5 protein-coding genes are annotated in these 7,229 nt (G+C 60.0%); 1 reads left to right on the top strand and 4 read right to left on the bottom strand.

The window, feature by feature from the left end; all coding sequences use genetic code 11:
* Nucleotides 1–407 precede the first annotated feature (407 nt).
* Nucleotides 408–1,850, top strand: coding sequence for a porin (locus tag BN1233_RS23110; RefSeq protein WP_046865983.1), 1,443 nt, complete (start codon nt 408–410; stop codon nt 1,848–1,850).
* 602 nt (nt 1,851–2,452) lie between these two features.
* On the opposite strand, the gene BN1233_RS47180 is transcribed toward BN1233_RS23110, so the two are convergent.
* The 4 genes from BN1233_RS47180 to BN1233_RS23125 all read right to left on the bottom strand — a co-directional run bounded on the left by BN1233_RS47180 (nt 2,453) and on the right by BN1233_RS23125 (nt 6,400).
* Complete coding sequence (locus tag BN1233_RS47180; RefSeq protein ID WP_154678287.1) at nt 2,453–2,617, bottom strand: hypothetical protein; 165 nt, start codon at nt 2,615–2,617, stop codon at nt 2,453–2,455.
* A gap of 622 nt (nt 2,618–3,239) precedes the next feature.
* On the bottom strand, nt 3,240–4,466 hold the full coding sequence (locus BN1233_RS23115) for a cation:proton antiporter (protein ID WP_046865984.1): 1,227 nt from the start codon (nt 4,464–4,466) through the stop codon (nt 3,240–3,242).
* 137 nt (nt 4,467–4,603) lie between these two features.
* A complete protein-coding gene (locus tag BN1233_RS23120) occupies nt 4,604–5,599 on the bottom strand; it encodes a 2-hydroxyacid dehydrogenase (protein ID WP_046865985.1) in 996 nt (331 codons plus the stop codon).
* A 15-nt stretch (nt 5,600–5,614) separates the two neighbouring features.
* Nucleotides 5,615–6,400 (bottom strand): aspartate-alanine antiporter-like transporter, encoded by a 786-nt coding sequence (locus BN1233_RS23125; RefSeq protein ID WP_052763891.1) that lies wholly within the window; start codon nt 6,398–6,400, stop codon nt 5,615–5,617.
* Nucleotides 6,401–7,229: the final 829 nt, after the last annotated feature.

Below are 7,229 nucleotides of genomic sequence, written 5' to 3' on the forward strand. Positions count from 1 at the left end.
AGAGACATTCCGAGCTCATCGATAGATGTCAGAACCCGTTACACAAGTCGCTGATCGTCCTCGTCAGAGATGTCATCACCGACTTCAGCCCAACCAACTGAAGAGGTTAATAGTCTATTACGGGGGGCATCAGCCCCGAAAGCTGAAGTGTGGAGATTTGGCCACACATGAGATGAAAACCTCGCGGGATCGCGAGAAAGCCAGGCGTCTTCGCTTGATCGGCAGAGAGTGTTGAAGAATGGTGAGCCTGCGACAGGTGGCACCCCGGTCGTGAGTTGGTCAACTTTCGGCGGGGAAGCTGGGAAGGGGACAAATCCCAGGGGTTAAGGGGTCTGTGGTCAGGGCTTCGGTGAAGCTGTCGAGGCACAAAGCCTATCCCCAGGGTCTCACAACTTTGGAGGTTATAAATGAAGCTCGTGAAGAGCCTACTCCTCGGATCCGCAGCGGGGTTCGCTGTCGTCGCCGGGGCACAGGCTGCGGATCTTCCCATCCGGAAGGCCGAACCTGTTGCTGTTGATTACGTCCGCGTCTGCTCCGCCTACGGATCCAGCTTCTTCTACATCCCGGGCACCGAGACCTGCTTGCGGGTCGGCGGCCGTGTCCGCGCCGAATACCGGTATCTGGAGCCCTTCGATCGGTCCGACGATACGGTCGGCTTCCGGGCACGCGGCCGGTTGAACGTCGACGTTCGCACGCCGACGGATTACGGCACCCTGCGGGCCTACATCCGGTATGAGATCACCCGCGACACCGGCTCGTACAATTTCCCGATCAACGGCGTCGCCGCAAATTCTCCCGACGTTGCGCAGGCCTTCGTCCAGTTCGGCGGCCTGACTGCTGGTCGCATCTCGTCGTTCTTCTCGAACGCCGACATCGCCACGCAGCACTTCGGCACGCTGCGCTTCGACGACACTCCCGACCTCCCGACCTTGGCCTACACCTTCTCGTTCGGCGGCGGCTTCTCGGCATCGGTTGCGTTGGAAGACAACATCAGCCGTCGTAACACGGGCTTGCCGGTCGGGCTGCTGGGAACAACGTTCGGATTGCCGACCAATGTCGTATTCCCGGGCTTCAACTTCCCGTTCGCCTCATACGTGCCGGCTGGTGACACGGCTCCGGATTTCGTCGCCAATATCAAGTATGTCGGCACCTGGGGTAACGCGCAGTTGTCGGGTGCGGTCCATCAGATCCGCGATCTGGGTATTCCTCCAACCCTCACCGCGGCTGGCGCCATCGTTCCCGGTACGGGCCGCCTGTTTAACGATGCCGAATACGGCTGGGCGATCTCTCCGAGCGTCCAGATCAATCTCCCGTTCTTTGCGGCTGGCGACTATTTCTGGGTGGTGGGAACCTACGCTCAGGGTGCGCCGAACTACGCGGGCTTCACTGGCAGCAACATCGGGTTCGGGGGTGATATCACAACCATCGGTCTCACCGATGCCACGATCAACGCCTTCACGGGCAATCTCGAGAAGACCGACGTCTGGAGCATTGCCGCCAACTTCACGCATTTCTGGGCTCCGACGCTGTATTCGAGCATCTTCGGGTCCTATGCTAACGTGCAGTTCGGCGGCGGTTCTTCGACGGTCCTGACCGCTCCGACCTTCCCGACATTCTCGGGTCTCACTGTCGGCTTCACGGACTTCAACGAGATCCGCATCGGTGGCAACACGATCTGGTCGCCGGTTGCGGGCCTGAACCTCGGTATCGAAGTGATGTACACGCGGGTCGACTTCGACAACCGCGTTCCGGCCGTCGTCTCCGGTGCACTGGGCACCGTGGTCCGGCCTGCCGGAACGAGCGACCTCGACGTCTGGGAGGGCCGCCTCCGCGTCCAGCGCGACTTCTGATCGACTCAGATCGATCTGACGAGAGCCCCGGTGGAAACACCGGGGCTTTTTGCATTGCTGCGTAGCACAAGATCTCGATGTGGTAGGTCGACTGAGCAGATGTGACCTTGCGCTGGATCCAGCAGTCACCGGACAGGCGACTAGCACACGGCGGAAGACGAATCCGCTCGCGCAGCGGATGGCGTCCGCGCGCTCCGCGAGGGAGGCCTCCATGATCTCGTAGGTCTGCGCCCAGCGGTTGCCGCTATAGCTGCGACAGAACCCCATCTGGCGTGAGAGCGTACGGAATCCGGCCCGCCGTTCGTTGGCCATCGTAATGCGTTCTCCAGGCGATCGTGGAGTTTTGATAGCCGCTCTTCGGGGCTGTCGAGACCATCTGGCCGATCCGGTCGAGAGTCCAAGGCTTATTGGGTGGGTGCGTCGTCATGGTAAATGCCTGCACCGCGTATTGGAGTTTGGCGGAAGGCGCTTTACGGAACCGGGCCGGACGATTACGACCTAAACAGGCTTACACAGCTTGCCCCACAGATGTCGCCACGCCCGTTCAGGCCCATTGAAGCCGCAAGAGCACACCATCTGTGGGATGACCCGAAGAACTCTGCCTAGTCGCAATCCGCGCGCCCAGTCTCATCGAAATAGGCGAAGTCAAAGCAGATCCCGACGCCCGGCGGGCCGATCAGCTCAATGTGCTGCTCGCCGTTGAGCTTGCAATACTTAAGCGTGCCATCCGGATAGAACTCGATCGGGTGACCGGCGGCACAGGCCACGCAGGCTGGTTGCGCACAATCTTGAGGTTCGGGTCGGCAATCGCCGGTTCGCTGAGAATGCACCCTTGCGGCGCACGCCCTGTGGCCGGCCCAGCGCAGTGGATGAGCGTCTGATACCACCACGACTTGTTCACGACGGTGGTGAAGCTGTAGGTCTCGGCCTGAGCAATCTCGGCTGCCGCTATTCCGATGAGTGCCAGTAGAACTCGCCGCATGCGACCCTCGCGCATGTCGCAGCCCGCCGCAAGCATGGGCCACAGCCGGCAAGGGGTCAGTGACGGGCCCTTGCGAGAGGCCTGCCTCGAGCGCGGGAGCACGTAACACGATAAGGCAACCTAGCGCCGAGTGGGAGATCGCTCTGGACAGGTAAGCGAGCGGCCGAGAGAAAGTCCGCACTGGATCAAACCCGGCCGGGTAATGGGCGCGATGAGCGTCCGCTTAGCCCCCTACTTCGGACCGTCCCCAGAACCAATGGATGGCGACGGCCTGTGATCGAGGCGAGCTTCAAGTCACTCGTTGTCTCCCCGCTTCACAAATTTTCTCGTGCGGTCGAAGAGCTTGAATTCCTTTCACACCAATCCCTTACCGCGCGGCTGGTGGTCTTTGCTACCGAATGCCGGGTTTATCTGCGTAGCGAGGTCCCCTGCATGGCGCTCACGCGGCGCGCAAAGATGGCGGCCAGCGGACTGGCGGTCACTCCATGAGCCAGAATGCTGAGTATGACCGTCCAGGCAACCGTCGTGGTCAGCGTCTCGCCGCCTGGTAAGTCGGCATCGAGCACGATGATGGCGAACACGACGCTGGCAAGGCCCCTCGGACCGAACCAGCCCATGAAGAGCTTGCTGTCGGCTGTCAGCCCGGTGCCGGCCAAGGCCAGCCACACCGGAATCATGCGGATGGCGGTGAGGCTCAAGACGGCATAGGCCGCAACCTCCCAGCTCAGCCGTTCGGTGGCCTGGCTGATCACGGCGGATCCCAAGAGAACCCAGGTCAGAAGACCGAAGATGTCGCCAGCCCCTTCCGCTGCGAGGAGGAACTCATGTTTCTGCTTCTGCCGTCGCGCCATTCCGCCCGCAGCGAGCCCCCCGACGAAACAGGCGATGAATCCGCTTCCTCCCAGTGCCTGCGCGGCCGCAAAGGACGTGAACGCCAACGCGACAGCCGGAAGCTGTCGCCATACTGTCGTCGTCCAGCCATAATTATCGGCGAGCCGCAGCGCCCATAGTCCCAGAAGCGCGAGCCCTGCACCCACGAGAAGCCCAATTCCAATCTCCTGGACGAAGTGGTGGAGGACCAGTTCCAGCGGCCCCCTTGCGACGGTCTGCTCTCCGGCAAGAGCCAACAGGATCAGGAGAACCGGTACGCAGATGCCGTCGTTCAGACCGCTCTCCACGTTCAGCCCCTCGCGGATCGGCGGAGGAACGGCGGGATTGGTCACGACTGCCTTCCCGAGCGCAGCGTCGGTCGGAGCCAGCATCGTGGCGAGCAACGCGCACTCGACGTAACCAAGTCCATCGAACAGCAGAGCCGCAACACCGATGCCAAGCAGGATCGTCACCGGCAAGCCGATCAGCAGAAGGCGCTCCGGTATCGTGTAGCTGAGTTTCAGAACTCTTAGATCCGCGCTCGCGGCATCCGTAAACAGGACCAGCGCCAGCGTCAGTTCGGCCAGGGCTCGAAGGCCCTGCGCATGAACGTCCAGGGTGAGAAGATTCAGGCCAAACGGGCCGGCAGCGAACCCGAACGCGGTGAACACGATGGCACCCGCAATCGGTGTGCACTCCAACCGCCCCGCAACCAGGCTATAGACGAATGTGAAGGCGAAGAGGACGGCAATGTTCTGATACATCGTCCACCGTTTCTTGCGACAGCTCAGCCGTCACCCAGGTGCGAAAATGGCTCCAGGCCCGTGCTCCGTCAGCGGCTGCCGGTTTCACATGTATCGGCATAGAGACGCACTCGTAAATCGCTCCTTCAGTGACAACCTCAGGAAGGCGTAACGATTTCGTTCGCGAGCGGGCGGCCCGCGGCAAAATCCGACACGCTCGCGAGAGTCGTTTCCAGAATCGTTCCCAAGGCCTCGCGCGTGAAGAACGCCTGATGCCCGGTCACGATCACATTCGGGAACGAGATGAGGCGCTGGATTACGTCGTCCGGGATTACCGTGCTCGACAGATCCTTGTAGAAGAGATCGGCCTCCTGCTCGTAAACATCGATCGCGATCCCGCCCAGTTGACCTGACTTGAGCGCTTCGATCGCCGCCTCGGTGTCGACCAGACCGCCGCGACTCGTATTGATCAGAAGCGCACCTCTCTTGACGAGAGAGAGCGTGCGAGCATTGACGATGTGATGGGTCTGCGGAGTCAAAGGACAATGCAAGGAGATGACGTCCGCAGCCATGATTCCATCAGCCTCTACGTAGCGGCCGCCGATCTTCTCGAATTCCGGCGATTGGTGAACGTCAAAGCCGATCACATTGCAGCCAAAACCGGCCATGATCCGGGCAAAGATCGTGCCTATCTTGCCGGTCCCGATCACAGCCACGGTACGACCGACGAGATCGAAGCCCATGAGGCCGTCGAGTGAGAAATTGCCTTCGCGCGTCCGATTATAGGCTCGTGGAATCTTCCGATTGAGCGCGAGGAGCAAGCCGACGGCAAACTCGGCCACGGAGTTTGGAGAATAGTTGACAACCCGCACGACCTTGATGCCGAGCTCTTTTGCCGTTTGCACGTCGATGTGATTGAATCCGGTAGAACGCGTCGCCACAAGTTTCGTGCCGCCGGCAGCGAGCTGTTTCAGCACCGCGCCATCGACAACATCATTGACGAACACGCTGACAGCCGGAAATCCCGTCGCCAGAGATGCCGTCTCGGGTCCAAGGAGTACATCGAAGTAGACGACTTCGTGTCCATGAGCGACGTTCAGTTCGTCAATCACTGCGCGCTCGTAATTCTTGGCACTGAACATCGCGATCCGCATTTGTGCTCCTCCAAGCTAGGATGCCATAATTCCGTAAGCGACGGCCAGGATCTGCACGGCGAGGATCTTCACGATCGTACCGACGCCCGGGAAGATCATGGCATAGTCGACCTCCGGCTTGCCAGTTGGGGCCAGTAAATTGCCATAGCCGAGGATCACCGGGTTCCCGATCGCACCCGATGCGGTACCGAGCAGGTCGTCGAAGCCGATATTAAGAAGGAAATATCCCGGGAGAAGAACGACGAGCACGACGGTGAGCAAGATAATCATTCCCGCGAAGATGAATTCGAAACCGGAATGGCGCACCTGCTCGACGAAGGGGGTGCCGGAATCGATCCCGACCCGCGCAAGTAACAGGGCAAGCCCGAAGTTGCGGAGCACCTGATCGGCCGAGACTGGCAGGTGCCACATGAGGGGCCCAGTACGGTCGAGCCGGCCAAGGAGGAGCGAGACGACGAGCGGGCCTCCAGCAAGCCCGAGGGTGACCGTCCCGATGCCAGGAATTGGAATTGGAACGAGTCCGAGCGCAACGAAGCTGAAACTGGCTTCGGCCAGGACCGAATCGCCGAAGGGCTTGATAATGGCCGCACGGTTCTCAGGGCTGATGAGCAGGCCAAGTCGGTCACCGAATTCCAGCATGAGTTTGGGGCCCGGCAGGATGTCGGCGTCGCCGCGGCGAATTTGGACGATGTCCATTGAACAGCCCGGCGGATGCGGCACGTCCGCAAGCCGCATGCCCACCATAGTTGATTCCGAGACATAGACCATCAGACAGTCGAGGTGCCGGCGGTCGGCGCGCATCCTGACCAGGGCTTAGCCCTTCCAGTTTGGTGATCGCTTCCGGATATCCTGCAAGCAGCAGCACATCCTGTTCAGTGAAGACGTATTCTCTTATACAAGGGCTCACCTGCTTGCTTGACATTTTGAGACGGTAGGTTGGCAGTTCGAGACAGGTGTGCACTGCACGCTGGGTTCGACTATTTGGGCCGACACTCACAATCGAAGGTGCAATCGGGAGCCCCCCACTGCGGGATGGTTCGATGAGATGGGTTGGCCGTTTCTCGGTCCCTTTGTGAGCTCGCTTTCGCGTCAGCAGCTTTGACCCAAAGTCCTCCGCTGAGTGGATCAACCATTGCAGAGGACGCATCAGGTCTTTCCGACATCAATCGAAGGTGTGAAGTAGGCTCTTCCGAATGCGCCCCCATTCGATGCGACTCTGCCCTTCCAGTTGGCTCGCTCTGCATGGCATGGCGACCACCCCTCGCAACCTTGGCATTCGACCCGACTGGGGATCAGCTTCGGTGAACGGTCGCGCCTGCTAGCACCCTGGTGGACCGATGATTTTTAACTTATGTTGGTTAGACATTGGAACAGGAGCGGCCTCGAGCTTGCTTCACATCAAGGGATAAAAAATACAGCTGAGAGGACGCTGTAGTCCTCTAACTACTGGTCGATCCTTGAAGTGAAGTTGAAGTGCTCAGCAATATGGACAATTGCGCCAAGCACGAATTGTGAATAGCACAACTAGTGCACTCGTGCCGACTTGCTGGCCTGGACCGTCAGCGACAAGGAATTCTGGGATGCGCAGTCATAATCTTGATTGTCGCAAGACAGCGCAAGCAGAAAGAGA

The organism is Microvirga massiliensis, assembly GCF_001006805.1.
Lineage (GTDB): Bacteria > Pseudomonadota > Alphaproteobacteria > Rhizobiales > Beijerinckiaceae > Microvirga > Microvirga massiliensis.

Excerpts from the sequence above, each read along its gene's own strand:
- BN1233_RS23125 (WP_052763891.1), bottom strand. The coding sequence starts at position 6,400 with ATGCGCGCCGACCGCCGGCACCTCGACTGTCTGATGGTCTATGTCTCG.
- BN1233_RS23110 (WP_046865983.1), top strand. The coding sequence starts at position 408 with ATGAAGCTCGTGAAGAGCCTACTCCTCGGATCCGCAGCGGGGTTCGCT.
- BN1233_RS23115 (WP_046865984.1), bottom strand. The coding sequence starts at position 4,466 with ATGTATCAGAACATTGCCGTCCTCTTCGCCTTCACATTCGTCTATAGC.
- BN1233_RS23120 (WP_046865985.1), bottom strand. The coding sequence starts at position 5,599 with ATGCGGATCGCGATGTTCAGTGCCAAGAATTACGAGCGCGCAGTGATT.